General features: G+C 73.7%; 23 protein-coding genes. 11 read left to right on the top strand and 12 right to left on the bottom strand.

Going from position 1 to position 23,359, the window contains the following annotated elements:
* Positions 1–31: 31 nt before the first annotated feature.
* The gene (locus SRB17_RS22550; protein ID WP_153541599.1) at positions 32–457 is read right to left on the bottom strand and encodes a hypothetical protein; all 426 of its coding nucleotides are present in this window, start codon (positions 455–457) and stop codon (positions 32–34) included.
* Positions 458–700: 243 nt separating this feature from the next.
* On the opposite strand from SRB17_RS22550, the gene SRB17_RS22545 reads away from it, so the two are divergent.
* On the top strand, positions 701–889 hold the full coding sequence (locus SRB17_RS22545; protein ID WP_153541597.1) for a hypothetical protein: 189 nt from the start codon (positions 701–703) through the stop codon (positions 887–889).
* Here the strand turns inward: SRB17_RS22545 and SRB17_RS22540 are convergent.
* Together SRB17_RS22540 and SRB17_RS22535 are read right to left on the bottom strand one after the other, a co-directional pair.
* Entirely contained in the window at positions 874–1,251 is a 378-nt protein-coding gene (locus SRB17_RS22540; protein ID WP_153541595.1) for an MMPL family transporter, read from the bottom strand. The two genes, SRB17_RS22545 and SRB17_RS22540, sit on opposite strands and share 16 nt — an antisense overlap.
* Positions 1,252–1,544: 293 nt before the next feature.
* Positions 1,545–2,396 carry a helix-turn-helix transcriptional regulator gene (locus SRB17_RS22535; protein WP_323376103.1) on the bottom strand — a complete coding sequence of 284 codons (852 nt, stop codon included), beginning with the start codon at positions 2,394–2,396 and terminating at the stop codon, positions 1,545–1,547.
* Positions 2,397–2,483: 87 nt separating this feature from the next.
* Between SRB17_RS22535 and SRB17_RS22530 the strand changes: the two genes are divergently transcribed.
* Positions 2,484–3,275: an SDR family NAD(P)-dependent oxidoreductase gene (locus SRB17_RS22530; protein WP_153541592.1), complete on the top strand. Its 792-nt coding sequence runs from the start codon at positions 2,484–2,486 to the stop codon at positions 3,273–3,275.
* Between the two features lie 17 nt (positions 3,276–3,292).
* Here the strand turns inward: SRB17_RS22530 and SRB17_RS22525 are convergent, their stop codons facing one another.
* Positions 3,293–4,165, bottom strand: a complete 873-nt coding sequence (locus SRB17_RS22525; protein ID WP_153541590.1) for an SGNH/GDSL hydrolase family protein — start codon at positions 4,163–4,165, stop codon at positions 3,293–3,295.
* A 225-nt stretch (positions 4,166–4,390) separates the two neighbouring features.
* Here SRB17_RS22525 and SRB17_RS22520 point away from each other — a divergent pair, with 225 nt between their 5' ends.
* Together SRB17_RS22520 and SRB17_RS22515 are read left to right on the top strand one after the other, a co-directional pair.
* Complete coding sequence (locus tag SRB17_RS22520; RefSeq protein WP_153541588.1) at positions 4,391–4,741, top strand: SPW repeat protein; 351 nt, start codon at positions 4,391–4,393, stop codon at positions 4,739–4,741.
* Positions 4,742–4,890: 149 nt separating this feature from the next.
* Positions 4,891–5,886, top strand: coding sequence for an NAD-dependent epimerase/dehydratase family protein (locus SRB17_RS22515; RefSeq protein WP_153541586.1), 996 nt, complete (start codon positions 4,891–4,893; stop codon positions 5,884–5,886).
* 538 nt (positions 5,887–6,424) lie between these two features.
* Here the strand turns inward: SRB17_RS22515 and SRB17_RS22510 are convergent.
* Both SRB17_RS22510 and SRB17_RS22505 read right to left on the bottom strand, forming a co-directional pair.
* Positions 6,425–7,534, bottom strand: coding sequence for a sensor histidine kinase (locus SRB17_RS22510; RefSeq protein WP_153541584.1), 1,110 nt, complete (start codon positions 7,532–7,534; stop codon positions 6,425–6,427).
* Positions 7,535–7,536: 2 nt separating this feature from the next.
* Entirely contained in the window at positions 7,537–8,268 is a 732-nt protein-coding gene (locus SRB17_RS22505; protein WP_153541582.1) for a response regulator transcription factor, read from the bottom strand.
* Between the two features lie 111 nt (positions 8,269–8,379).
* Between SRB17_RS22505 and SRB17_RS22500 the strand changes: the two genes are divergently transcribed.
* The 3 genes from SRB17_RS22500 to SRB17_RS22490 are packed head-to-tail and all read left to right on the top strand — an operon-like array spanning position 8,380 to position 10,438.
* The gene (locus tag SRB17_RS22500) at positions 8,380–9,072 is read left to right on the top strand and encodes a glycosyltransferase family 2 protein (RefSeq protein WP_323376102.1); all 693 of its coding nucleotides are present in this window, start codon (positions 8,380–8,382) and stop codon (positions 9,070–9,072) included.
* Positions 9,069–9,686 (top strand): TIGR04282 family arsenosugar biosynthesis glycosyltransferase, encoded by a 618-nt coding sequence (locus SRB17_RS22495; RefSeq protein ID WP_323376101.1) that lies wholly within the window; start codon positions 9,069–9,071, stop codon positions 9,684–9,686. Before SRB17_RS22500 ends, SRB17_RS22495 begins: the two co-directional genes overlap by 4 nt.
* Positions 9,683–10,438, top strand: a complete 756-nt coding sequence (locus tag SRB17_RS22490; RefSeq protein ID WP_153541580.1) for a class I SAM-dependent methyltransferase — start codon at positions 9,683–9,685, stop codon at positions 10,436–10,438. The genes SRB17_RS22495 and SRB17_RS22490 overlap by 4 nt, the downstream gene beginning before the upstream one ends.
* 313 nt (positions 10,439–10,751) lie before the next feature.
* Here the strand turns inward: SRB17_RS22490 and SRB17_RS22485 are convergent, their stop codons facing one another.
* Positions 10,752–11,984, bottom strand: coding sequence for a molybdopterin-dependent oxidoreductase (locus tag SRB17_RS22485; RefSeq protein WP_153541578.1), 1,233 nt, complete (start codon positions 11,982–11,984; stop codon positions 10,752–10,754).
* 113 nt (positions 11,985–12,097) lie between these two features.
* On the opposite strand from SRB17_RS22485, the gene SRB17_RS22480 reads away from it, so the two are divergent.
* A complete protein-coding gene (locus tag SRB17_RS22480; RefSeq protein ID WP_323376100.1) occupies positions 12,098–13,432 on the top strand; it encodes a hypothetical protein in 1,335 nt (444 codons plus the stop codon).
* 162 nt (positions 13,433–13,594) lie between these two features.
* A complete protein-coding gene (locus tag SRB17_RS22475) occupies positions 13,595–16,756 on the top strand; it encodes an amidohydrolase family protein (protein ID WP_153541576.1) in 3,162 nt (1,053 codons plus the stop codon).
* Between the two features lie 67 nt (positions 16,757–16,823).
* Here the strand turns inward: SRB17_RS22475 and SRB17_RS22470 are convergent, their stop codons facing one another.
* Both SRB17_RS22470 and SRB17_RS22465 read right to left on the bottom strand, forming a co-directional pair.
* The gene (locus tag SRB17_RS22470) at positions 16,824–17,267 is read right to left on the bottom strand and encodes a DNA-binding protein (RefSeq protein ID WP_153541574.1); all 444 of its coding nucleotides are present in this window, start codon (positions 17,265–17,267) and stop codon (positions 16,824–16,826) included.
* A 63-nt stretch (positions 17,268–17,330) separates the two neighbouring features.
* Positions 17,331–18,824, bottom strand: a complete 1,494-nt coding sequence (locus tag SRB17_RS22465; RefSeq protein ID WP_153541572.1) for a long-chain-fatty-acid--CoA ligase — start codon at positions 18,822–18,824, stop codon at positions 17,331–17,333.
* 160 nt (positions 18,825–18,984) lie between these two features.
* On the opposite strand from SRB17_RS22465, the gene SRB17_RS22460 reads away from it, so the two are divergent.
* Positions 18,985–20,151, top strand: coding sequence for a PucR family transcriptional regulator (locus tag SRB17_RS22460; protein WP_153541570.1), 1,167 nt, complete (start codon positions 18,985–18,987; stop codon positions 20,149–20,151).
* Positions 20,152–20,362: 211 nt separating this feature from the next.
* Here the strand turns inward: SRB17_RS22460 and SRB17_RS22455 are convergent, their stop codons facing one another.
* The 3 genes from SRB17_RS22455 to SRB17_RS22445 form a co-directional block, all read right to left on the bottom strand.
* Positions 20,363–21,106 carry a class I SAM-dependent methyltransferase gene (locus tag SRB17_RS22455; protein ID WP_153541568.1) on the bottom strand — a complete coding sequence of 248 codons (744 nt, stop codon included), beginning with the start codon at positions 21,104–21,106 and terminating at the stop codon, positions 20,363–20,365.
* A 4-nt stretch (positions 21,107–21,110) separates the two neighbouring features.
* Positions 21,111–21,308: a hypothetical protein gene (locus SRB17_RS22450; RefSeq protein WP_267133450.1), complete on the bottom strand. Its 198-nt coding sequence runs from the start codon at positions 21,306–21,308 to the stop codon at positions 21,111–21,113.
* 178 nt (positions 21,309–21,486) lie between these two features.
* Positions 21,487–22,152, bottom strand: coding sequence for a ScbR family autoregulator-binding transcription factor (locus SRB17_RS22445; protein WP_153541566.1), 666 nt, complete (start codon positions 22,150–22,152; stop codon positions 21,487–21,489).
* 171 nt (positions 22,153–22,323) lie between these two features.
* On the opposite strand from SRB17_RS22445, the gene SRB17_RS22440 reads away from it, so the two are divergent.
* Positions 22,324–23,298, top strand: coding sequence for a TIGR01777 family oxidoreductase (locus SRB17_RS22440; protein ID WP_153541563.1), 975 nt, complete (start codon positions 22,324–22,326; stop codon positions 23,296–23,298).
* Positions 23,299–23,359 lie beyond the last annotated feature (61 nt).

The following is a 23,359-nucleotide window of genomic DNA, read 5'->3' as shown; positions in this document are numbered from 1 at the left end:
CTGCTCCCGGGCGCTTCGGTGCCGGGCAAGATCAAGACGTGTTCCACCACGGGGTCACCGGCGTGTACGGCTGCGGCCCGAGCATCCCAAGGGTTCGGCATGACAGGCCGTTCACGACGGAAGGCCCGGCCTCCTGGAACGACGTGCACTCGCCGCCTGCCTCGCCGCCGCGCTCGCCGCACCGGCTGTCCTCGACATGCCCCCGGCCGAGGCCGCCGAGCGGGCGGGTTCCGGTGCGGACGCGGGGCTCGCGGGCGGGAATCGACGACCGGGAGACGGCGCGGGCACTGGTGCCGGGCCTGTCCGACGTCGGCTTCGACTGGCATCCGGAGACCGCCGAGCTGGACCGGTTCGACTTCGTCGTCGCCTGCTCCTTCGGCAACCGGCCCGCGAAGTCGGGCGATCCGGCCCTCACGCTCCCCGAACCCGGCCCGGTGAACCAGGAGTTGGCGGACACGGTCGCCCGGATCCGCGAGCAGCGGAAGGTGCCCGTCTACGCGCCGTGGGAGATCGCCCGGTTCCTGCGGTCCACCTACGGCATGGACGACGTGACGTCGATCGAGCCCGTCGTCGCGGAGGACGGCACGACCACCTGCCTGAGCCCGGACGGGGTCGCCGGGCAGGTGCTGGAACACCGGCGGCGTCCGGTGGCATCGGCACCGCCTGCGCGGTCGGGTTCCGTGATCACCACAAGCGGTGTGTGCAGACCACCCGGGACCGGGGGATGGCCGCGTACGCGCCGCGTGGCATCACCATGCCGGGCACCTACGACCCCGAGTCGGGACAGGCCTGGACGCGGCGCCGGGACCTGTACCTGGTGCACGGCATGGCGGCCCGGTGGCAGGCGGTGCGGGCCAGGCTCGTCGCGCCGGCCTACCCCAACGGGTGAGGCGGAGCGTGGCGCGCCGGGCGACGGCTCGGCCGGGGCCCACGGGGCGGCGGTGCGGCGGGCCTCGGTCGTGCGACCGGTGTCAGCGTGCGCCGGCCGGTCCGCTCGGAGTGGGCGCGCGCGGACCGGCCCGGGTGGGCGTCTTCGGGTGCGGCCGCCAGGCACTCTCCCTCGAGGGCGCGGGCGGGCAGCAGCCGGTCGAGCCATGCCGGCAGCCACCGGCCGGCGAGGCCGACGAGCGCGAGCACCGCCGGGACGAGGGTCGTGCAGACCCCGAAGGCGTCGACGAACACGCCGACGGCGAGCGCGAAGGGGATCGGCTTGAGCATGGCGCTGCCGCCGGGGACGCAGCTCCCGAACACGCGAACATGATCAGCGACGCGTTCGGCCGGCGCCGAGCGCGTCGCCGAGGCCGCCCCCGAGGAGTCGGCCCACCGGCGTGCCCTGCGCGCGTCGGTCCTGGCCAAAGCCCAGGTCGGCGCCGTGCGCGCAGCCCGGGTCAGCTGCACACACGGCGGCGAGGGGACCGGTCCGCGCCGGCTGAAGGACGTCACGGCGTTGCTGGACCAGGCGTTCGCGGTGCTGCGGACGCAGGGCGGCGGGTGGCGCCGGACCCGTGGTTCCTCCAGGCCCGGTTCCCTGCGGCGGGTTCGGCTCAGCGGGTGGCGTCCATGCGCTGGGTGCCGATGACCGACAACAGCCGCAGCGCCTCCTCGGAGGGCGTGCCGGGGACCGCGGTGTAGATCACGACCTGCTGGTCCCGGCCGGTGAGGTCGAGGGCGTCGCAGTTGACGGTGACCGGCCCGACCAGCGGATGCCGGAACGTCTTGCACAGTGTGGGTTCACCGTGCACGTCGTGGGAGTCCCACAGCCGGGCGAACTCCTGGCTTCCGGCGCGCAGTTCGTGGAGCAGCCCGGTCACCTCGGGATCGTCGGGGTAGCGGGCGGCGGCCGTGCGCAGCCGGCTCACCGCGTGCCGGGCGAACGCGTCGGCGTCGGACACGCCGTACAGCCGCCGTCCCTGCGAGTGCGGCCCGAGGAAGGCGCGACGCGCGAGGTTGCGGTCGTGCCGCGGCAGCGCCGAGAAGTCCTCCATCAGGGCGGCGGCGAGCTCGTTCCAGGCGAGCACCTCCAGCGTGGCCGAGGTGACGAAGGCGGCGGACTGCGGCAGCCGGTGGATCAGGTCGAGGATGCTCTGCCGCACCTCGCGCGGGGGCCCGGGCGCGGGGTCCGGCGGGGCGCCGGCCAGCAGATGCAGGTGCTCGCGCTCGGCGTCCGACAGCCGCAGGGCGCGGGCCAGGCCGGCCAGTACCTCGCGGGACGGGCGTGGGCCGCGGGCCTGCTCCAGCCGGGTGTAGTACTCGGTCGAGATGAACGCCAGGTGCGCCACCTCCTCGCGGCGCAGCCCCGGCGTGCGGCGGCGCGGCCCGGCGGCCAGGCCCACGTCGGCAGGGCTGATCCGCTCGCGCCTGCTGCGCAGGAATCCCGCCAGTTCCGTTCTGTCCACGCCTCCAGTGTGCGCGGGTGCCACGGGAGCCATCCAGGTACTCCCGGTGCCTGGATGGCTCCGACGCCCGGGCGCAGGCTCGCTGCCATGGACAACACACCGAACACGGACCGGCCTCCGTACAGCCTGCTGGGGGGCAAGGTCGCCTTCATCACCGGTGCCGGGCGCGGGATCGGTGCCGCAGCGGCGCGGCTCTTCGCCCGGGAGGGGGCTCGGGTCCTGCTGGCGGCTCGCACCGAGGCCCAGCTGAAGGCCGTCACCGAGGAGGTGCGGGCGGCGGGCGGCACCGCGGACTACGTCGTGTGCGACCTGGCCGACACGGCGAGCGTGCGGGCCGCCGTGGACCGTGCCGTCGATCTCTACGGCCGGCTCGACATCGCCTTCAACAACGGGGCGACGATCCAGCCGCCCGGCCCCATGGACCAGTTGCCGGAGGCCGAGTTCGACCATGTGTACACGGTGAACCTCAAGAGCGTCTGGCTGGCGATGGTCGCCGAGGTCGCCGCCATCCGGGCCACGGCCGGGACGGGCGCCATCGTCAACAACTCGTCCGTCGGCAGTCTGCGGGGCAACCCCGAGCTGCCGGCCTACGGTGCGATGAAGCGGGCCGTGAACAGCCTCACCGAGTCGGCCGCCGTGACCTACGGCCCCGAAGGCATCCGCGTCAACGCGATCGCGCCCGGCAACACCCTGACGGAGATGATCCGGGCCTGGGAGGCGGAGGCTCCCGGCCTGCAGGACCGGCTGACGGCGCTCACCCCGCTGCGCCGTGCGGCCGCCCCCGAGGAGATCGCCGAGGCCGCGGCCTGGCTGCTGAGCGACCGTTCCTCCTTCGTGACCGGCACGGTGCTGAAGGTCGACGGGGGCGCCCGCGCCTGAAGCGCGGGCGCCGAGGGTCAGCCGAGACCGAGAACACTCATGGTGTGCTCGGCCATGCGCTGCTCGCCGAGCGCGTTGGGGTGCACCGGGACGATGTTCTGCCCGAAGAGGAGCGGCTCGATCCATCGCGTGCCGACCGCCTGGCAGGCGTCATGGCCCTCGGACACCTGGGAGAAGTCCACGTACGTGGCCCCGGTCTCCTCGGCGGCGCGCTGCACGACGGCGTTGAGATGGGCCTGCAGCGCGTGCAGGTACGGCACGTCACCGGAGGCGACCGGCATTTCGGCGTAGCAGGACGGGTCGGCCGTGGCCGGCGTGATCCACGGGTAACCGAGCACCGCCACACGGGCGTCCGGCGCCTTGGCCCGCACGGCGCGCAGCGCGGTCTTCAGCGCGGGGTAGGTCTTCGCGTCGATCGCGTCGTCGAAGGAGGTGCCGTACGTGTCCTTGCACGGGCTGCCCTTGCCTCCGCTGAGGATGCCCGCGGTACCGCAGGCGAGCATGGCACCGATGAAGGTGCCGTTGTCGTTGCCGCCGATCGTCAGCGTCACCAGGTTCGTGTCCGCGGTGACGGCGTCCGCCTGCGGGGCGACCCCGGGGTACTGCGACCCGGTGAAGTCCTTGGTCTGGGCGGCGCCACAGGTGACGTCCGTCAGGCGGGATCCGGTGCGGGCGGCGATGACGTGCGGGTAGTCGGCAGTGGAGCGCAGGCAGATCAGATTGCTCGTGTCAATGGGCAGCACACCGGAGGCGGCGCTGTAACTGTCGCCGAGGGCGGCGTAGTTCAGGGGGGTGGAGGCCTGGGCGGGTGCGGCGGTGAGGCCGAGGGCCAGCACACCGGCGAGTGCGGATGTCGCTGCCATGACACGACGGAGGGCAGGGGTGGGCATGGGCGTGGGGCTCCCTGTTCTCGGGATGGGGACACCAGGCAGGCGGGCATGGGGGTGCCCGCCCGCGTGCCGGTGCACGAGAATGCGGCGGCTCAGAGCGTGGGGGGTGCTGTACCGCGGGGTTACCGCTAAGTACTACCGAGAAGTAATGTGCGGGCGGCGCACCCAGGAGTCAACGTTGTTGACAGAAATTCTTGAACCACGGCCTCCAGCAGTCAGGCGATCATGGTCGAGGGCCTGATCCTCCTCGCGGGCGTGTACGCGGCGATCTCGCCCTGGGTCGTGCACTTCTCGGCGGGCGAGCCGAACATCACGGTCAGCAACCTGATCGTCGGCATCACCGTCGGCCTGATCGGCCTGGGTCTGACCATGGTCCCGGAACGGATGTTCCGTATGGCCTGGGTGATCGCGCCGCTCGGTGTGTGGCTGCTGATCTCCCCCTGGGTGGTGACCGCCGCCCACGGTGCGCGGGCCGGCATCATCTGGAACAACTGCTGGCTGGGCGCGATCACCCTCCTGCTGGGATGCGCGGCCATGGGACTGACCGTGGGCGTCACCCGCCGTGGTCCCCGGTGAACACGGGAATCACGTGAGTACGTGAAGACGTGAACGCCGACAGCGTGCCGCATCAGCGGACACCGTTGCTGCGGCACGCTCCCTTACGAAGTCATGACGCGGCGGCCGTGTCACCCGGCGCCGGTGCCGTCCGCGTCTAGCGTGGCCGTATGCGTGTACTGGTCACCGGCGGTGCCGGGTTCATCGGGTCCCATGTCGTCGAGGCGCTGCGGGCGGGCGGGCACGAGCCGCTCGTGTACGACGTCCGTGCGGACACCGGCGCGGACGTGCGCGACCCGGTGTCCGTGGCCCGGGCGCTCGCCGGAGTGGACGCCGTCTGCCACCAGGCGGCGATGGTCGGGCTCGGCAACGGTGTCGCCGACGCGGCGGAGTACGTCTCGCGCAACGACCTCGGCACGGCCGTGCTGCTCGCGGCCATGGCGGAGGCAGGGGTACGGCACCTGGTGCTGGCCGGGTCGATGGTGGTGTACGGGGAGGGGCGTTACGAGTGCCCGCGCCACGGGGTCGTACGGCCGGGCCCACGGGCCGTGACCGATCTGGACGCGGGCCGGTTCGAGCCCTCCTGCCCGCGCTGCGGCGCCGAGTTGAGCCCCGGGCTGGTCGGGGAGGACGCTCCGGCCGATCCCCGCAACGTGTACGCGGCGACCAAGCTGGCCCAGGAGCACCTGGCGGCGGCCTGGGCGCGCAGCACGGGCGGGTCGGCGGTGTCGTTGCGCTACCACAACGTGTACGGGCCGCGGATGCCGCGGGACACGCCGTACGCCGGGGTCGCCTCCTTCTTCCGCTCGGCGCTGGCCCGCGGCGAGGCACCGCGGGTCTTCGAGGACGGCCGGCAGCGGCGGGACTTCGTACATGTGCGGGACGTGGCCGCGGCCAACGTGGCGGCGCTGGAGACGGAGGCGGTGCCGGGTGTCCTCGCGGCGTACAACACCGGGAGCGGTGAGCCGCGCACCGTCGGCGAGCTGGCACGGTCACTGGCCGCGGCGTGCGGCGGGCCGGAGCCCGTGGTGACCGGGGAGTACCGGCTGGGGGACGTACGGCACATCACCGCGGACTCGTCCCGGCTGCGGGCGGCGCTGGGGTGGAAGCCGCAGGTCGGGTTCGAGGAGGGTATGCGGGAGTTCGCGGAGGCCGGGCCCGTGTAGGGGAGCCGGGTGCCGCAGGGTGGCGACGTGCGGGGCATACGGCAGTTCCCGGCGCGCGAGCCGGCCGAGGAGAGGGGGCAGCCGAACCCGCCCGACGGCGGCTGCTGAACCTGCCCCGCGGACCGGTGCGGTGCGCCCGCCCGGGGCGTGGCGGCAGCGGGAACGGCCTGGGGTGCCGTTCACCTGCCCGCACCGGCGCGTTCCGTCCCCCCGACTCTCGGCTTCGCCCGCCCGAGGGCCCCACCGCCAACCTGTGCCGTCCGGCCGCAGGCCCTTGAGCCACGGGGGGAGGCACGACCGCCTGCAGCCGGCACGCCCGCTGCCCCCGCCCCGAGGACGCCCCAGCCCCCGGACTCCCTACGATGCGGCAGCCCCGGCCTCTGCGGAATGCCGCCGCCCCGGTCTCCCCCAGGACGCCGCAACCTCCGGCCCGCTCAGGAATCGACACCCCCCCGCACCGCCCAGGACGCGGCGCCGCTCAATCTCCGCAGGGTGCCGCAGCCACGCAGACTCCCCAGGATGCCGCACCCCCACCCCCCTAATGCGCCGCGGGCAACGTCACCTCGAAGCGGCAGCCCCCCGGGATGTTGCGGACAGTGGCTCGGCCCTGGTGGGCCTCCACGATGCCGCGGACGATGGCCAGGCCGAGGCCCGCGCCGGCCGGTGGGGTGCGCGCGTCGCTGCCGCGCCAGCCGGTGTCGAAGACGCGTGGCAGGTCCTCCTCGGGGATGCCGCCGCAGCCGTCGGTGACCGAGAGCAGCACTCCGTCGTCGGTGCGTTCGGCGGCGATCGCGACCGTGCCGTCGGGCGGGGTCCGGCGGATGGCGTTGACCAGGAGGTTGCCGAGCACACGGGTCATCTCCTTGCCGTCCACCTCCACCGGTACGGGCTCGACGCGGTCGCCCACGAGCCGTACCCCGTGTTCCCGGGCCAGCGGGTCGGCGCCCGCCAGTGCGTCACCGACCAGGTCGTACAGGGAGATGCGGGCAGGGCTCAGCGGGAGGGTGCCCGCGTGGATGCGGGAGAGTTCGAAGAGGTCGCCGACCATGTCGTTGAGCCGTTCGACCTCGGTGCGGATCTGCTTGAGGTAGCGGCCGGGGTCGGCGGCCACGCCGTCCTCCAGCGCCTCCGACATGGCGCGCAGTCCGGCGAGCGGCGTGCGCAGGTCGTGCGATATCCAGGCGACCAGCTCGCGCCGGGACTTCTCCAACGCCCGCTCCCGCTCGCGGGATTCGGCGAGCCGTGCGCTGGTCGCGGCCAACTCGCGGCTGAGGGCGTCCAGTTCGGCGGTGGCGGGGCCGTGCGGGGCGGCGAAGGCGCCTGCGTCGCCGAACGAGCGGGCGGCATCGGTGAGTTCCCGACTGCGGGCGCCGACCCAGCGGCCCAGGAGCAGCGCGGTGGCCAGGGAGACCACGGCCGCCATCGCGACGACCGTGGTGACCACGGTCAGGTCGTGCGAGGACAGGAACATCGCCCAGGCGACGGCGAGGGTGCCGGCGAGCATGGCGAGGACGCCGACCGCGGCGACGACCGAGATGGAGGCGGTGAGCGAGCGGCGCCGGATCAGGCGCAGCACGCCCGCTCCGGCCACCCCCGCTGCGGCGGCGCCGGCGAAGGCGTAGAGGGCGATGAGGAGGGCGGCAGGCATGGTCAGTGCACCGCCTCGCCGGGCTCGAAGCGGTAGCCCACGCCCCACACCGTCTGGATCAGGCGGGGCCGGGCCGGGTCGTCCTCGACCTTGCCGCGCAGCCGGCGGACGTGGACGGTGACGGTCGACAGGTCGCCGAAGTCCCAGCCCCAGACCTCGCGCATCAGGTCCTCGCGGCTGTAGGCCCGGCCCGGGTGCCGCAGGAAGAAGGCGAGCAGGTCGAACTCGCGGAGCGTGAGGGCGAGTTCGGTGCCGTTCTTGGTGGCCCGGCGGGCGTCCGGGTCGACCGCGAGTCCGGCCGCGGCGAGCCGGTGCCCGGTGGGGGCGGGGCGGCTGCGGCGCAGCACCGACTCCACGCGCAGAACCAGTTCGCGGGGGCTGAAGGGCTTGGTGACGTAGTCGTCGGCGCCGACCTCCAGACCCAGGATGCGGTCGTCCTCGTCGCCGCGGGCGGTGAGCATGATGACCGGCACGGGACCGCCGTCCCGCATCCGCCGGCACACCTCCAGGCCGTCCATGCCGGGCAGCATCAGGTCGAGCACCACGAGGTCGGGCCGGTGCGCGGCGGCGCGGGTGAGGGCGGTCGGGCCGTCGTCGGCGCGGTCGACCACGTAGCCGGCGCGGTGCAGGTATCCGGTGACGACCTCGGCGACGGTCGGATCGTCGTCCACGACCAGGATCCGGGCCGTCCCGCCTGCGGCTTCGGTCCCATGGGGCTCGTACAGCGATTGCATGCCCCCAGCCTCGCACCGCGCGGCCACCGGTGTCCGGCCGCTGCCCTGGCGTCCGCGTTTCGTAAGGACCATGAGTCCGATATGCCCGATTGACGTTCGTAGGGTGAGACCGTGACGACCACTTCAGCGGACGTCGACGTGGTGCTCCCCTGCCTGGACGAGGCCGAGGCCCTGCCCTGGGTGCTCGGCCGGATCCCGGCCGGCTGGCGCGCCCTCGTCGTCGACAACGGTTCCACCGACGGCTCCCCCGGCATCGCCCGTGCGCTCGGCGCGACGGTGGTGCACGAGCCGCGGCGCGGTTTCGGCGCCGCCTGCCACGCCGGACTGACCGCGGCCACGAGCGACATCGTGTGCTTCTGCGACTGCGACGCCTCCCTCGACCCCGCGCTGCTCGTTCCGTTCGTGCGGGAGATCCGGGAGGGCGCGGCCGACCTGGTGCTCGGCCGGCGGCGCCCCGAGGGCCGGGGCGCCTGGCCGGCGCACGCCCGCGCGGGCAATCTGGCGCTGGCGCGGATGCTGCGGCGTCGTACCGGGCTGCGCCTGCACGACCTGGGTCCACTGCGCGCCGCCCGCCGCGAGCCGCTGCTGGCGCTCGGCCTCACCGACCGCCGCAGCGGCTATCCGCTGCAGATGGTCGTCCGCGCGGCCGACGCCGGCTGGCGCATCGCCGAGCGCGACGTGCCCTACCGGCCGCGCACCGGCGCCTCCAAGGTGACGGGCACCTGGCGCGGCACCTGGCAGGCGGTGCGGGACATGAGCCGCGTGCTGGCGGAGACCCCGGCCGACGGGGGGCTCGTACGGTGACCACGCTGCTCGTCATCGCCAAGGAACCGCTGCCGGGGCGGGTCAAGACCCGGCTCACCCCGCCGTTCACCCCGCAGGAGGCGGCCCGTCTGGCGGAGGCTGCCCTCGTGGACACCCTGCACGCCGTGCTGGCGGCCCCCGCGACCCGGCGGGTCCTCGTCCTCGACGGGGCGCCGGGACCGTGGCTGCCGGCCGGCTTCGAGGTGCTCCCGCAGTGCGCGGGCGGCCTGGACGAGCGGCTGGCGGACGCCTTCGCGCACTGCTCGGGACCGGCGCTGCTCATCGGCATGGACACCCCGCAGGTCACACCGGAGCTGCTCACCGTGGACTTCGCGGGCTGCGACGCCTGCCTCGGCCCGGCGGAGGACGGCGGCTTCTGGGCCCTCGGCCTGGCCGTGCCCGACCCCGCGCTGCTGCGGGGCGTGCCGATGTCGACGCCCGTGACCGGGGCCGCGCAGCGGGAGCGGCTGCTGGCCGCCGGGCTGCGGGTGCGTGAGCTGCCCCGGCTGCGGGACGTCGACACCGCGGCCGACGCCCACGCCGTCGCCGCGCTGGCCCGGCACGGCCGGTTCGCCGCCCAGCTGGCCCGCTGTACGCCGGTCACCCCGCGATGAGGGGGACCGCCGTCGCCTGGGCGGCCGCCGACCCCTACGCGGCCGCGCTGCGCACCGGCCGCGGCCCGCTGTTCCTGCGCCGTACCGACGGCTGGCTGCTGCCGCTGGAGGTGGAGCGCTGGTGCGGGCAAGCCGATCAGGTCGACAGGGAGGTTCTGGACCGCTGCGAGGGCGCCGTCCTGGACGTCGGCTGCGGGCCGGGCCGGCTGGTGACGGAGCTCGCCGCCCGGGGCCGTACCGTGCTCGGCATCGACGTCAGCGAGGCCGCCGTCGACCACACCGTGCGGCTCGGCGGGCAGGCGCTGCGGCGCTCGGTCTTCGAGCCGGTCCCCGGCGAGGGCCGCTGGGACACCGTGCTGCTCATGGACGGCAACATCGGCATCGGCGGGGAGCCGTCCGCGCTGCTGGAGCGGGTGGCCGCGCTGCTGCGCCCGGGCGGCCTGCTGATCGCCGAGACCGTGCCCGGACACGTCGACGAACGCGCCCGGGTGCAGGTGGTCGACACGGTCGGCGCGGCCCGCGCCACCGGTGCGCCGTTTCCGTGGGCGCGGCTCGGCACCCCGGCCCTGCTGCGCTACGCGCGCGGGGCCGGGTGGCGGTCCGTCGCTCAGTGGTCGGCGGGCGGCCGGTGCTTCGCCGCCCTGCGCACCCGCCACGCGAGGAGCACGGCCGAGCCGCCGAAGAGCACGGCGGTGATCAGCAGCCAGCGGGTGAGGAAACCGTCCGGGGACAGGCCGGTGGCGGACCGGTAACGCCGGTCCGCCATGCCGCTGATCAGCGGGAACCAGACGAGCAGGAGCAGTCCGGACAGCAGGGCCGGGACGCGCACGTACGGCGTCCAGCCGCGCCGTCCGGCCGCGCCGAGACCGCCGGTGACCGCCCGGTCGGCCGCCGTGTACAGCGGCAGCAGGACGAGATCGTGCAGCAGGGCGGCGCCGACGATCCACAGCGCCACCCCGAACCAGTCACCGGCGAGCAGCCGTACCCCGGCGTACGCGGCGAGGGCGAACGAGCAGGCGAGCAACAGCAGTTGGAGCGGACTGCCGAGCCGTACACGACGCTGCATCACAGGTCTCCGAAGGTCAGCCGGGCCACCCACTTGGTGTTGAGCACACCGGGTGCCGCGGGGACGATGATCCGCGCCGGCCGGCCGTGGTCGGGGGACAGTTCCTCACCGTTGACGAAGAGCGCGAGCAGGGAGCGTCCGTCGGCCACCTGGTTGGCGCGCAGGGCCGCACGCCGGAACGCTCCGTGCCGTTGCAGGGACTCCACGAGCACGTCCGGCGGATCGCCGTCGTACCCGACGAGCGCCGCGAGGTCCCGCAGCCGTACCCCGCGCCACCACTGGTCCGCGGTCGACCAGCCCTCCACGCAGGCGATGGGCAACGAGGCGCTGTGCTGCGGCAGTTGCAGCAGCTGGGCGCGGCTGAGCCGGACGGTTCCGGTACGACCGGTGACGACGAGCCGCCAGGCGTCCTCGTGGGTGTCGGCCGTCGTGATGCCGGCGTAGGCGGCGGTCTTGTTGATCTGGAACCCGTTGGGGCCGCCACCGGGATCCGCCGTGCCGTGCGGGGCGAGCAGGGCGGTGCGGCGGAAGGGCCCGCCCAGGCTCTGCCCGACCGTGGTCAGGAACAGCAGCAGGGAACCCCCTCCGACCAGCCCGAGGGCGCCGCGCCGGGAGACGGTGGGTGCCGCGGGGCGCGGGGAGACCAGGTCGTTCGGTTCCTGTCGGCGGCTGCGTACGGCCCGTACCGCCGTGGGTGTCTTCAGCGCGGCGTGTGCGACGAACGCGGCGAAGAACACCCAGGCACCGTAGAAGTGCAGCGGGTAGAAGGAGCCGGGGAAGACGTAGTCCAGCTGGACGTTGAGGACTCCGGTGGTGAACTCGAACAGTCCTCCGCCGACCAGCAGCAACAGCGAGATCCGCTCCAGCGCGTGCGCGAGGGAGCGGGCCGGCGGCAGGGTGAAGAGCCTCGGCACCACCGACCACAGCTTGGCCAGCAGGACGGGGATCAGGGTGATGCCGAGGGTGACGTGGACGCCTTGGGTGAGCCGGTACAGCCACACCGGGCCGGTGGGCCAGGCGAAGAGGTAGAAGCCCAGGACGCCCTTGTCCGGGGTCGTGTCGTTCACCCGGGACAGGCCCGGGTTGTAGGCGGCGTACGACACCAGGCCGGTCACGAACAGCACGGTGATGCCGACGAGCAGGACGAGTCCGAGCACCGAGGTGAACCAGGGGCCGCGCAGCGGGCTGCGCCAGAATCCTGGGGAAGTGGGAAGCCGGGGATGGTCGCGCATGTCCCGACCGTAGGCCGGGGGACCCCCGGAAATGGGCCCGTGACCGGTGACGAAACGCTGACGTCCGGTCCGTTCGGCGGCCGGTGGCCGCTCCCCCGGCCTAGCGTTCCGGTGTGACCCGATCTCTCCGCCGTGACCTGTACGCCGCCGGGGCCGCCGCCCTCCTCGTGACGGCGGCCGTCCTGGTCGGCCGGCACATCCAGGACACCCGCCACACCCTGTTCGTGCACTGGCCGCCGCTGTTCGCGGACTGGGACCCGCACGTCGGCCCCGGCACCCCGGCGGCCCTGGCGGTGGCGGCGGCCACCGTGGCGTACGGCCCCGCCCTCGCCGTCCGGCTGCCCTGGCGCGGGCTGCTCGCGGCGAGCTGGGCGGCCGCCCTGGCCTGGATCCTGTCCCTCGCCCTGGTCGACGGCTGGCACCAGGGGATCGCGGTCAGGCTGACCACCCGCAACGAATACCTCCGGGTCATCGGCCGCTTCCACGACATCCCGGCCACGCTGCGCGACTTCACCCATCACATCGTCAGCGGCACCCCCGACCCGTGGCCCGCCCATATCGCCGGCCATCCGCCGGCCGCCACGCTCACCTTCGTGCTGCTGGACCGGATCGGGCTGCGGGGCGGCGGCTGGGCCGGGATGTGGTGCATCACCGTGGGTGCGACGGGCTGCGTGGCCGTGCTGATCGCGCTCCGCGCGCTGGCCGGCGATGCGCTCGCCCGCCGGGCGGCGCCGTTCCTGGTGCTGGCCCCGGCCGCGGTGTGGCAGGGCACCTCCGCCGACGCCTACTTCGCGGCTGTCGCCGCCTGGTCCCTGGCGCTGCTCGCCCTCGCCCTGACCCGGCGGTCCCACGGGTGCGCGGCTGCCTCGGGCCTCCTCTTCGGCCTGACCTGCTACCTCTCCTACGGCCTCACGCTGTTCGTGCTGATCGGCGCGGCGGTCGTCGTTCTGGCGCGCCGCGAACTCCGGTCACGCCCGACCGTGCTGCTGTCCCTGCTCGGCGGACTGGCCGTGGTCCCGGTGGTGTTCACGCTCGCCGGCTTCGACTGGTGGCACGCCTACCACCTCCTCGTCACGCGCTACTACCAGGGCGTCGGCGGCACCCGCCCCTACGGCTACTGGGTCTGGGCCAACCTCGCCTGCACCGCCCTCATCACCGGCCCGGCCACGGCGGCGGGCCTGCGCCGCACGACCGCGACCCTGCTCCCCGGGACCGGCCCCCGACTCCGGGCGGACATGCGCCTGGCGCTCCTCGTCACCGCCGCGCTGCTCGCCCTGCTGGTCGCCGACCTGTCCGGCATGAGCAAGGCGGAGACGGAGCGCATCTGGCTGCCCTTCGCCCTCTGGCTCCTGCCCGCCTGCGCCCTCCTCCCGCGCCCCCGCCCCTGGCTCACCGCCCAGGCCGTCCTGGCCCTGCTCCTCAACCACCTGCTGCTGACCGGCTGGTGAGTGTTCCCGAGCCGTCGGCACGACAGGGTGACCCCCCGTGACCGCCGAGCGGCCCGGGCGTTGCCCTGGGCGTGGGACCGGGCCGGTGTGGCCGGAATGGCGTACTGGTGCGGGGCGTACCTCTGCCACTTCGCTGGACGCAAACGGCAGGAGGGACAGGGGATGGACTTCGGCGGGGTAGGACGGCGCGGATTTCTCGGGACGGCGGCGGCAGGGCTGGTCACAGCGGCCTCCGCACGGGCGGCGCGGGCGGTCGGGCTGCCGGTCCGGTCCGGTGCGCGAGCCGGCGGCAGGGAGCGGTTCCTCACCTACACCCGGATGACAGGGGGTTCGGTCACCGGCAGCCGGGCCGGCGGTGACCTGATCGCCGAGATCCAGGGGGTGCTGTGGCGGGTGCCCCGGGACGGCGGGAGGGCGGTGCAGGTGACGGGCTGGGAACTGGAGGCGACGCGCCCCGCGCTGTCCCCCGACGGGAGGACACTGGCCGTGTGCGGCTATCGCGGCGGTGGCTTCCATCTGTGGTCGCTGCGGCCGGACGGCGGCGGGCTGCGGCAGTTGACGGACGGGCCGTGGGACGACCGCGGGCTCGCGTGGTCGCCGGACGGCACCCGGCTGGCCTTCTCCTCCGAGCGCGGCGGCGACGCCACGGCCGGTTCCTCCTACGGGCTGTGGGTGCTGGACATGGCCGACGGCCGGCTGCGGCGGCTCACCGGCGGTGACCACGAGGACTTCGATCCGGCCTGGTCGGCGGACGGACGGTCGCTGGTGTGCGTGCGCGCCACCCACACGCCGGGCGGCGGCAACGACGGCGGGCTGTCCCTGGTCCGGGTGCCGGTCGCGGGCGGCCCGGCCGACGTCCTGCGCACGGTGACCGGGGGGCGGCTGCTGTGCCCGTCCGTCTCGCCCGCGGGGCGGATCGCGTATGTGCACCTGACCGGCGCGAGCAGCCCCGGCCTGCCGGCCGACACGGCACGGCTGATGGTCGACGGTGAGCTCGTGACGGCCGACGAGGACCTGGCGGCCGCTCCGCCGTGCTGGCTGAGCGAGGACGCGCTGCTGTACGTCGGGGACGGCCGGATCCGCGTCCGCTCCCTCGCCGGATCCTCCGTGCGCGAGGTGCCCTTCGCCGCCCGGATGCCGGTGCCCGGTCCGTCCCGGGGACCTCGACGGGCGCCGCTCGCACCGGAGTTGCCGGTTCCGGTGCGCGGTCTGCACCGGCCGGCCCTGTCCCCGGACGGCCGCAGCGTGGCGTTCGTGGCGCTGAACGCCCTGTGGCTGATGCCGGTCGGCGGCACCCCGCGCAAGCTGCTCCAGGCAGCCGACGTGCACCTGGTGCAGATGCCGGCGTGGGCACCGGACGGGCGCAGCCTGCTGTACTGCACGGACCGGGACGGGCTGGTGGCCGTACGCCGGTACCACCTGGGCAGCGGCGCCGACGAGCCGTTGACGGAGGGCGGCCGGCTGTATCCGGCGCTGTCCCCGGACGGCTCCCGGCTGGCCTGTCAGGACGTGACCGGGAACCTGTTGCTGCGCACCCTGGCCACGGGCGCCGAGCAGGTGCTGGCCCGGCCGCTGGCCACCGACGGGCCGCCCGGCGCGCCCACCTGGTCGCCCGACGGCCGGTACGTGGCGTTCTGCGACCGCAACCGGCTCAACCAGCGGTTCCGCGAGGGATACAACCTCATTCGTGTCCTCGACACCCGCACCGGCGGTGAACGCCGTCACCTGCCCGCCGAGCACCAGTCGCTGTCCGACCGGGTCGCCTCCGGGCCCGTGTGGTCGCCCGACGGCCGCTGGATGGCGCTGGTCGCCGAGTCGGCGCTGTGGCTGCTGCCCGTGACGGCCGCCGGCACCCCGGCAGGTCCCGCCCGCCGGCTCACCGACGAGCCGGCCGACCACCCCAGTTGGTCCGCGGACTCCGGCACACTCCTGTACCTGTGCGAAGGCCGGCTGCGCCTGCTCTCCCTCACCACCGACCGGGCCCACACGCTCCCGCTCCCCCTGACCACCGGGCGCGGCGCGAGCGGCTCCGCCGAACCACTGCGGATCCACGCCGGCCTGCTGTGGGACGGCACCGGAGCGCCGCCACGGCACGACGTCGACATCCTCGTCACCGGCAGGCGGATCACCGCCGTCGAGCCACACCGTCCCCGCCGCCCCGGGCACCGCACCCTCGACGCCTCCGGCCGGACCGTCGTCCCCGGTCTCGTCGACAGCCACACCCACCCGTACGCGGCCACCTACGGCGCCCGCCAGAGCCTCACCACGCTCGCGTACGGCATCACGACCACGTTCTGCCTGGGCAGTCCGCTGTACGACGCGGTCCGGCTGCGCGAGGCGGCCGGCTCCGGGGCCCTGCTCGGCCCGCGGCAGCTCGCCTGCGCCGAGCTGATCGACGGCGCGCGCACCGCGTACAGCATGGGCCGCGCCCACCGCACCCGGGACGGCGTGCGGCGCACGCTGCGGCGCGCCGCCGCCCTGGACGTCGACTTCGTGAAGACGTACGTGCGCGCCCCGGGCGAGGTCATGGCCGAGGCGGCCGCGGCGGCCCACGCGCTGGGCGTGCCCAGCGGCAGCCATCTGTGCGCGCCCGGCCGGGCGGCGGGGCAGGACCTGACCACCCATCTGCAGGCCACCCAGCGCCTGGAGTACGGGCACGCCACCACCCCGCTCGGCCGCGTCGGCCAGGATCTGGTGCAGCAGTACGCCGACGGCTCCTTCGCCCTGGTCATCACGCCGTTCAGTGCGCAGATCCTGCTCGCCGACGACCCCGGGCTGGCCGAGGATCCACGCGTGACACGCCTCATGCCGCCCTGGGACGTCGCGGCTGTCCGGGAACACGCCCGCACCGCGCCCACCGACGCGCAACGGCAGGCCCTGGTCACCGAGATGGCGGACTACCGGCGGCTGGCCTCGCACGGCGCCCGTATCGCCCTGGGCACCGACGCGCCCCTGGTCCCGGTCGGTCTCTCCCTGCACCTGGGCCTGCGCGCCCTGCACGCGCACGGGTTCACGGCCGCCGAGGCCCTGCACACCGCGACCGTGGCGCCGGCCCGGCTCCTCGGCCTCGACGCCGACCTCGGGACGGTGCAGGAGGGCAGGATCGCCGACCTGACGATCGTCGACGGCGACCCGTTCTCGGACTTCGACTCCCTTGTCCGCATCCCGGTCGTCGTACGCGAGGGAGTCCCCCATGCGCAGGGCGACTTGACATCGGCTCACCGGTCGGCCGTGGTGCACGAACCTCCGCGGACCATGTCGTGGCTGGAGGTGGCGGAAGGGCTCCGGCGGGGGTCGTGCTGCCATCCCGGCGCGGACGGGTGAGGCCGCCCCGGCGGTGGCTCTCGAAGGCGCCGGCCGACAGGGCGAAGTCCTTGTCGCGCAGGGTGTGTCAGGCGTGCTCGTCGTCGGTGGCGGTGCGGTCGGCCAGTCGTTCGTAACGCTGTCGGGCGGCCTGCGGAGTGCCGAGTCCGAGGCCGAAGGCGATCTCGGGCCAGGTCATGCCCCGGCCGCGGGCCATCTGCAGGAGCGAGGCCTCCAGTTCGTCCAGTTCCGCTCGCACCAGCGGCACGAGGCTCAACGCGGCCGTGATGTCGGCGCGGTCCACCTCCGGCTCGCCCTCGTCGAGCAGCGCGGCCCCGCTCAGCAGGAAGGTCACGAGCCGGACGGCCTCGTGCGGCGCGACGACCGACGGGTGGGTCTGGCGGCGCCGTTGCCCGTCCGTCGCCGCATGCCGCCCGGCGATGCGGAAGAGGGAGGCGTGGACCCGTTGGGCCCGCGCCTCTTCCGGCCGCGGAGGGTTGAAGGGGTCGGTGTGATCGGCGGTGGACGACATGCGACAAGGGTGGCCTCCCACACGACATGTCGTCAACTGTTTATTGTGAACAATGCGTTCACCTCAGCGAGCCGGTGCGGTGATCTCCCGCTTGAGGATCTTGCCGCTCGGGCCCATCGGCAGTGCGTCCGTCAGCCAGACCCGGCGCGGGTACTTGTAGGCCGCCACCCGGTCCCGGACGAACTGCTGCAACTCCTCGGCGTCCGCCTGGGCGCCCGGGCGCAGAACGACCGCGGCGGCCACCTCCTCCCCGAGCCGTTCGTCGGGCATCCCGAGGACGGCGGCGAGGGCGACGGCGGGATGCTCGTGCAGCACCTCCTCGATCTCGCGCGGGTAGACGTTGTAGCCGCCGCGGATGATGAGGTCCTTCTTCCGGTCGACGATGTACAGATAGCCGTCCTCGTCCCGGCGGGCCAGGTCGCCGGTGCGCAGCCAGCCGTCGGGGACGGCGGCGGCCGTCTCCTCGGGGCGGCGCCAGTACTCCTTCATCACGTTGGGCCCGCGCACGGCCAGTTCACCGACCTCCCCGGGTGCGACGTCCCGGCCGGTCTCGTCCAGCAGCCGGACCTCGACGTCGCGGACGGGGGTGCCGACGGATCCGGGCTTGCGCGGGCGGTCGGGGTGGTTGAAGGAGACGACCGGGCTGGTCTCGGACATGCCGAAGCCCTCCAGCACCATGCAGCCGAAGCGCCGCTCGAACCCGTGCAGGATCTCCACCGGCAAAGAGGCGCCGCCCGAGACGCACATACGCAGGCTGGAGACGTCGGCCTCGGCGGCGCCCGGGTGCTGGAGCAGCGCCGCGTACATGGTCGGGACGCCCTCGAAGACGGTCGCCCGGTCACGGGCGATGGCGTCGAGCACGGTCTGCGGCTCGAAGCGGGGGACGAGGGTGAGGGACGCACCGCTGCGGACGGCGACGTTCATGGTGCAGGTCTGCCCGAAGATGTGGAACAGCGGCAGACAGCCGACGATCACGTCGTCGGAGGTCAGCCGCTGCACCTCGGTGACGTTGACCTCGGTGTTGTGGCGCAGCCCGGCGTGGGTGAGCGCGGCGCCCTTGGGGCGGCCGGTGGTGCCCGAGGTGTAGAGCAGCACGGCGATGTCGTCGCCGGCGGCGGCCGTCACCTCGTACTCCGGCTCCAGGCGCGCCAGTTCGGCGGCGAAGGCGGCCGGTTCGACCGTCAGGTGCCGTACGCCGGCGGCGGCCGCGCCCGCGGCGCCCTCGCCGGGCGCCTGGTGCCACTCGAAGAGCAGCACGGCGCCGGAGTCCCGCAGGTGGTATTCGGTCTCGCGCTCCTTGAGCAGTGGGTTCATCGGCACCACGATGCCGCCGGCGCGCAGCACGGCGTAGTACAGGACGACGAACTCGGGCACGTTGGGCAGCATCAGCGCGACCCGGTCGCCGGTGCGCAGGCCCTCGGTGCGCAGCAGCGCGGCGGCCCGGGCGCTCAGCCGGTCGAGCTCGGCGTAGGTGGTGGTCGCCGTTCCGAGCCGCAGCGCCGGACGCTCCGGCAGCCGCCGTGCCGTCCGAACCAGGAATTCCGCCAGATTGGCCATGATGCCTCCTCGCACGCATGCTCCCGCCGCGCCCACGGGTCCCGCCGCCGGCGCTCCCGGCATGGTCGCGTGCACGGTCGGGGCCGTCCATGGTGACGCCCACAGTTCACCTGCGCCGAGGTTGTTCCCAGGGCCAAAACAACCGCCGTACGCTGCGGGTATGGGTCTGTCGAATGTGGGTGCGGCGCTGCGTGGGCGCCTTCCGGAGCTGGGCGAGCGGATGGCCGAGCGCATCCGTGGGGAGGTCGAGTCGTACGCGGACGACGCGCTGATCCCCTTCACGTCGCTCAGGGAGTCCTGCGAGGGCAACGCCGATCAACTCCTCGGACGCTTCGCCTACGGCGCCCGACCGGACGTCGGAGCCGCTCAGCAGACCGGGCGGATCCGCGCCGAGCAGGGCGTGCCGCTCGCGGACACGCTGCACGCGTATCGGGTCGGTTTCGAGCTGCTGTGGTCGGAGATGGTCGACGAGGCGCGCCGGCATCCGGAGGTCACGGACGCGGAGCTGGTGGCCGGCTCCTCGGAGATCTGGGCGCTGTTCGGCCGGTACGCGGAGGCCGTGGCGGCCGCCTACCGCGAGGCGAGCGCGGAGCTGGCGCTGCAGCGCGAGGCGCGCCGATCGGCCCTGGCCGAGGCCTTGTTCACGGGCGCCCTCGCGGACCGTACGACGCCCTGGGAGGCGGCCGGGCAGCTCGGTCTGCCGGAGCGCGGACCGTACGCGGTGGTGGCCGCGTCGGTGCCGGATCCCGGCCAGGAGCCACTGCCCGGGATCGAGGCGGCACTGCGCCGCTCCGGCGTGCCGTCGGTGTGGCGGCTGCTGCCGGATCAGCAGATCGGGCTGGTCTCGCTCGGACACCGGGACGCGGAGACGGTGAGCCTGCGGGCGCTGCGCCGCCGGCGCGCCCGGGTCGGCGTCAGCCCCCGGTTCGACTCGCTGCGGGACACCCCGCAGGCGCTGCGGTTCGCCCGGCTCGCCCTCGCCGGACTGCCCGGCGAGGGCCCGGGGGTCACCCGGTTCGACGACAGCCCGCTGGCGATGCTGGTGGCCGCCGCCCCGGAGGAGGCGAGCCGGCTGGTCGAGGTCGCCCTGGGACCGCTCCTCGAACTGCCGGAGGCGGAGCGGGCGCGGCTGCTGCAGACCCTCGGTCACTGGTTCGGCTCGGGCGGGGCGGCCGCCGGGGCCGCGGAACGGCTCTTCGTCCACCCCAACACCGTGCGCTACCGGCTGCGCCGCATCGAGGAGCTGACCGGGCGCCCCCTCACCGACCCGCTGGCCCTCGCCGACCTGGGCGCCGCGTTGTACGCCTTGCGGTTGCTGCCTTCCTGACGGGGATCCGAGCGCCGGGCGGAGTCATCGGCACCAGCACGTCGGACGTCACGCGGTGGCACACCGATTCATCGGTGCCCGGAACCTGCTTCCGCACGAGGAAGGAGACCTCCGGGCCGGCGACGGGCTGCGGGGCGAGAAGAAATCGCCCCCTGCCGCACCGTCCGGTGCCGCACACACCACGTTTCCTCGCCGGCTCTTCGTTTCCCCGCTAGCCCTTCGCAGGAAGCCGGTACACCGAGACATGGGAACGCGACTCGGCGGTGAACTCGGTGCCGGTCCAGTCGGCGTGCCGGGACTCCGGCTCGAAGCCGGCCAGTTGGGCCATGAGGTCGAGTTCGGCCGGCCAGATGTAGCGGTGCGGGCTGCGGTACAGCCGCGCCTCCTCGGTCTCGTCGAAGCGGAAGTGGTGCGATACGACACGCTGGTTGAGGACGTCGTAGGTGTCCAGCCCGACGTAACCGGCGTCCGCACGCCACACGGTGGCCTCCTTGCCCGGGGGCAGCGTGCGCAGCTCCGGCACCCACAACTCGATCACGAACCGGCCGCCGGGCGTGAGATGGCGGGCGGCGTTGCGGAAGCACTCGACCTGCTCGGCCTGGGTGAGCAGGTTGGAGATCGTGTTGTAGACGAGGTAGACGAGGCCGTACGTCCCCGGGGCGCGGGTCGTCGCCATGTCACCCATGACCACGGGGATCGTGGTCTCGTCGGCCTTGGCCCGCAGTTGCTCCACCATCGGCCCGGACAGTTCGATGCCGGTGACGGGAACTCCTCGCGCCGCCAGCGGGACGGCGACCCGACCGGTCCCGATCGCGAACTCCAGTGCCGCTCCGCCGTCCGCCAGCTCGGCGAGGCGTTCCACCGTGGGGGTCAGAACCTCGGGCGCGAACATGCCGGTACCAGGCGTGTCGTAGCGCTGGGCGACGTCCGCGCTCCAGATCTTCTCCTGCTCCATTGCATCAACGCTGACCCCCGGCATAGGAGTTGTCCAGCGAATTACCGCCGCGCGCTCCGGCCTCCCCCGTGGCCTCCGGCAGCGTGGCCTCCGTACCCCGGCCACGGCCGGGGGCGGCCCCGTTGATCCATGCCGTCGGCTGGTCGCAGATCTCCGTCCCTCCGACCGTCCGGTCCAGCAGGTTCTTGAACGAGCCCGGCAGCGTACCCGCGTACTCGGGGGTGCAGATCAGGATCGCGTCCGCCGGTCCAGGGCCGCCCGCGGAGCGGCGACCGGGACCGGCAACGGGTCGGTGTCGTCATCGGTGCCGAGAAACCGACCCAGCGGTTTGGTATGGGTTGCCATCGACTGGCACCGCCAGGGGCCGGCACAGGACGAGATCAGCTGTTGGCGCCGGCCAGAGTCGCCGCCGGCTTCTGCCGGACCTCCGCGATCACCCTGGCACCGCGGTCGGGTGCGGTGTCGAGGCGGACCAGGACGGCCGGAGCGGCGATCGCGGGGAGCAGGTGGTTGAACAGGGCCGACATACGATGGTCGAGGTCGGACCAGTCCGCCACGGCCTGGGAGACGAACTGCACGCCGATCCACCCGCCGAGGAAGACCTGGGCGGTCTCCTCGGGCACCACGTGCGGGAGCACCTCACCGCGTTCCTTGGCCTCCGCCAGGAGGGAGCCGGTCAGCTCGGCGCAGGCCGGCCAGGCGCTGCCGAACACGTCGCGGCCCTGCAGGTCGGCCGAGAGCCGGACCCCCGCGAGCAGCATCGGCTCCCTGGGCAGCCGTTCGGCCAGGGTCATGCCCGCGTCCACCCACTCCTGCAACCTCAGTTCCCGGGGCACGTGGTACTCGGTGGTCATCTGCTCCTGCAGCACACCCCGGGCGAGCGCCGCCTTGGAGTCGAAGTGGAAGTACAGGGCACCCTTGGTCACGCCGGCCCTGTCGAGGATCTCGGCGATGGTGGCCGCCGCGTAGCCGCGTTCGGCGAACACCGTGGCGGCGGCTTCCAGAACAGCACGTCGGGTCCGGACAGCTCGCTCCTGCTGAGGCATGGACCCTCCTCAAGCTGAAAATTAAACCAAACCGCTCGTACCTTACCGCAGCACATGTCAACGGAAAGGCGCTCTGCGGTGGTTGCCGGGCGCCCGGATCCGCGTTCGGCCCCTGTTTTGAACGCGTTCAAATGTGCCGCTACGCTGTCAGCGACGAACCGAGGGGGCTCGATGAAGGTTGTTCTGCCTGGGGGCACCGGACAGATCGGCACGATTCTCGATCGTGCGCTGACGGCAGCCGGTCATGAGGTCACGGTGGTGACCCGGCGTCCGGCGCACGAACGGCAGGTCGGCTGGGACGGGGCCACGCTCGGTCGCTGGGCCGAGGCGGTCGACGGCAGCGATGTCGTCGTCAACCTGGCCGGACGCAGCGTCTCCTGTCGCTACACCGCGGAGAACCTGCGGGCCATGATGGATTCACGGGTGGACTCGGCGCGCGTGGTGGGGCAGGCGATCGCCGCCGCCGCGCAACCGCCGCGCGTGTGGCTGCAGATGAGTACGGCGACGATCTACGCCCATCGCTTCGACGCGCCGAACGGCGAGGCGACCGGCGTGATCGGCGGCTCGGAGAAGGGAGTTCCGGACTACTGGGCCTACAGCGTCGACATCGCCGAGAACTGGGAGCGCGCCCAGAGCGAGGCACCGACACCGGCGACGCGGAAGGTGGCGCTGCGCTCGGCGATGGTGATGAGCCCGGACCGGGGCGGGGTCTTCGACGTCCTGCTGGGACTGGTCCGGCTGGGGCTGGGCGGGCCGGTCGCCGGTGGTGCGCAGTACGTCTCCTGGATCCACGACGAGGACTTCGTGCGCGCGGTGGAGTTCCTGATCGACCGGGACGACATCGACGGCCCGGTCAACCTCGCCTCCCCCGGCCCGCTTCCGCACCGCGACTTCATGCGGATACTGCGCGCGGCCCGGGGCGTTCCCGTGGGGCTGCCGGCGACCCGGTGGATGGCGGAACTGGGGGCCTTCGCGCTGCGCTCGGACACGGAGTTGCTGCTCAAGAGCCGCCGGGTGGTCCCGGGCCGGCTGTCGGCGGCCGGGTTCGACTTCGCGTACCCCGAGTGGCAGCAGGCCGCCGAGGATCTTGTGCGCCGGGCCAGGTCGGCACGGTCCGGGGCAGGCCGGCTTCGTCGGTTTACTTGAAACTACAAGCAGCCGTGTATCGTGCGCCATGCCTGCATGGTTCAAAATTGAAGCACGATCT

Origin of the sequence: Streptomyces sp. RB17, from assembly GCF_009604455.1 — a bacterium.
Classification (GTDB): domain Bacteria; phylum Actinomycetota; class Actinomycetes; order Streptomycetales; family Streptomycetaceae; genus Streptomyces.
This window is presented reverse-complemented; position numbering and strand designations above follow the sequence as displayed.

Bases quoted from the DNA above. Each gene is read 5' to 3' on its own strand.
- SRB17_RS22530 (WP_153541592.1), top strand. From the start codon at position 2,484: ATGGACAACACACCGAACACGGACCGGCCTCCGTACAGCCTGCTGGGG.
- SRB17_RS22525 (WP_153541590.1), bottom strand. From the start codon at position 4,165: ATGCCCACCCCTGCCCTCCGTCGTGTCATGGCAGCGACATCCGCACTC.
- SRB17_RS22520 (WP_153541588.1), top strand. From the start codon at position 4,391: ATGGTCGAGGGCCTGATCCTCCTCGCGGGCGTGTACGCGGCGATCTCG.
- SRB17_RS22515 (WP_153541586.1), top strand. From the start codon at position 4,891: ATGCGTGTACTGGTCACCGGCGGTGCCGGGTTCATCGGGTCCCATGTC.
- SRB17_RS22510 (WP_153541584.1), bottom strand. From the start codon at position 7,534: ATGCCTGCCGCCCTCCTCATCGCCCTCTACGCCTTCGCCGGCGCCGCC.
- SRB17_RS22505 (WP_153541582.1), bottom strand. From the start codon at position 8,268: ATGCAATCGCTGTACGAGCCCCATGGGACCGAAGCCGCAGGCGGGACG.
- SRB17_RS22490 (WP_153541580.1), top strand. From the start codon at position 9,683: ATGAGGGGGACCGCCGTCGCCTGGGCGGCCGCCGACCCCTACGCGGCC.
- SRB17_RS22485 (WP_153541578.1), bottom strand. From the start codon at position 11,984: ATGCGCGACCATCCCCGGCTTCCCACTTCCCCAGGATTCTGGCGCAGC.
- SRB17_RS22475 (WP_153541576.1), top strand. From the start codon at position 13,595: ATGGACTTCGGCGGGGTAGGACGGCGCGGATTTCTCGGGACGGCGGCG.
- SRB17_RS22470 (WP_153541574.1), bottom strand. From the start codon at position 17,267: ATGTCGTCCACCGCCGATCACACCGACCCCTTCAACCCTCCGCGGCCG.
- SRB17_RS22465 (WP_153541572.1), bottom strand. From the start codon at position 18,824: ATGGCCAATCTGGCGGAATTCCTGGTTCGGACGGCACGGCGGCTGCCG.
- SRB17_RS22460 (WP_153541570.1), top strand. From the start codon at position 18,985: ATGGGTCTGTCGAATGTGGGTGCGGCGCTGCGTGGGCGCCTTCCGGAG.
- SRB17_RS22455 (WP_153541568.1), bottom strand. From the start codon at position 21,106: ATGGAGCAGGAGAAGATCTGGAGCGCGGACGTCGCCCAGCGCTACGAC.
- SRB17_RS22445 (WP_153541566.1), bottom strand. From the start codon at position 22,152: ATGCCTCAGCAGGAGCGAGCTGTCCGGACCCGACGTGCTGTTCTGGAA.
- SRB17_RS22440 (WP_153541563.1), top strand. From the start codon at position 22,324: ATGAAGGTTGTTCTGCCTGGGGGCACCGGACAGATCGGCACGATTCTC.